The following is a 2,098-nucleotide window of genomic DNA, read 5'->3' as shown; positions in this document are numbered from 1 at the left end:
ACCTACACGGCTCGCGTACGCGCTATGCATCCCCTGACGCACTTGCCCAGGGCCGGTGTGCCGCTCGATGCAACCTTCAGTGCCAGTTTTGAAAACGGCGACAAAGATCAAGCAGAATTCGGCCATGTGCACGCCGTGACTGACGCCGAGGGATTCGCCTCCATCTCGTTCACCGTGCCCTCAGAAAACGATCTCACTGCTGTCGATCTTGACATAAGTGCAACCCTCGCCAATTTCCGCATCACTACCACCCAGACGCTCAGCATTCCCGACAACGATCGCTTCGATCTGACCACCGACAAGCCCCTCTACCAGCCTGGTCAGACAGTTCACACCCGTCTTCTTCTCCTTGACCGGAACGGCAGAGCGAGTGCAGAGAAGAAAGTTCGCGTCGATATCACTGACCAGAACGAAACGCTTGTCTTCAGGGCGGAGGCGCTCACCTCAGGGTACGGCATTGCCACAGTAGATTGGCCCGTCCCAGCGCGTATGCGTCTTGGCCAGTATCAGCTTCAGGCCTCTCTACCGAACGACACCGACAACCATCAGAGTGCTTCTGCCTCGCTTCGTTTGAGTCGATACGACCTGCCCACATTTGTCGTTGCCCCAACCACAGACAGGCCGTTTTATGTTCCAGGCAACAATGCTGACGTCGAGGTTCGAGCAAACTATCTCTTCGGCAAGCCGGTGCTCCACGGTCACGTTCGCGTGGTGCGCGAAGACGAGCGCACATGGAATTTTGTTGATCAGCGCTACGACACCAAGGAAGGCAAAGCCGTCTCGGGCGAATTTGACACGCATGGCATCTTCAGAACGCACATTCCTCTCGGCGCAGACTTGAAGCAATACCTCCATAGCTACGCATCTGACCAATACGAAGACCTGCATTTCGCGGCGTACGTCACCGACGCTTCAACCCAGCGCACAGAGCAGCGCCGTTTCGACATCCGGATCGCGGCTCAAGCCATCCATCTCTACATCGTTCAGGGCGAGCAGGTGAAAGGCTTGCCGCAACAGCTTTACCTGGCGGCGACCACAGCCGATGGCTCTCCGGTTGAATGCGATCTTGCGCTCTCGCTCCTTCCTTATGAGGCAGAGCACGACACCCTTCTTCAACGCATTCGCAGAGCACATCTTCTCCAACACCTGCGCACCGATCCAAACGGCCTGGCACGCCTCGATATCCCCACCTACGAAGAGCTGCTGAAGCTTGTGCCAGCGCCCTCGCGGCCAGTGTCTCTAACATCGGAACGCCAACCAACTCTCTTCGTCTCTGCCCACGATAAGGACGGTCATACAGGCGCATTTACGGAAGACATTCCCCGTCCCACCGGCGCGTTTCGAATCACAACACCAAACTCGATTTACCGGCCGGGTGATCCAATCGATATCCAGATTGCTGCCGTGGAGTCTTCGCTCCCGCTGACGGTGCAGATTCTCCGCCACACACTTCATGGCGATCTTCCCCTTGCCACGCGCGAGGTTTCCCTGATCAATGGCCATGCCTCGTTATCCGTAACCAGCGACGAGCGCTACAGCGGCTCCGTCTTCATCGAGGTCATCGCTATGAGCCCGAAGGCCAGCGAACCCACCAGGTACGGGAACTACAACGGCAGTAACGATCCTCATGTCACAGTGACCTCTCACGTCTTGCTCTTTCCTCGCGACAACTCCCTCAAGGTCGGCATCCGCATGTCCTCTGAAACGTTCGCACCGGGAGATCAGGCAAGCGCATCAATCAAAGTTACAGGACCGCAGGACCAGGACGGAGATAACCGAACGCAGGCACCCAGTGCACTTGGCATTGTTGCCGTCGATCAGGCGGTGGAAGAGCGCAACCGCACTGACACTGACTTCGGAGAAGCTAATCCGCAGCCTTTCTTTTTCCAGTGGCGCTCGGCGTTCGACGACAACAGCGCCGCTGGCGGGTTTACACTCCAATCGGTTGAACGGCTAGACCTGGCAAAACCGCTGCCGACCGGTGCGCAGCTCGCCGCCGAGATTCTGCTTGCGAACCTCCAGCTTCAGATTGATATCGCGAACAATGTAGACGGGCGGGGATTTGGCGACGTCTTCCGGCCCATCCTCGACACACAAC

1 protein-coding gene is annotated in these 2,098 nt (G+C 57.5%); it reads left to right on the top strand.

What is annotated here, in order from left to right; translation table 11 throughout:
• Positions 1 to 2,098 (top strand): MG2 domain-containing protein (locus WA354_RS15600; protein ID WP_472813945.1); only part of this gene is annotated, 2,098 nt, incomplete at both ends.

It is taken from the genome of Occallatibacter sp., assembly GCF_049802275.1.
GTDB lineage: Bacteria > Acidobacteriota > Terriglobia > Terriglobales > Acidobacteriaceae > Telmatobacter.
The sequence above is the reverse complement of the archived record's forward strand: the minus strand, read 5'-3'. Positions and strand labels throughout refer to the sequence as shown.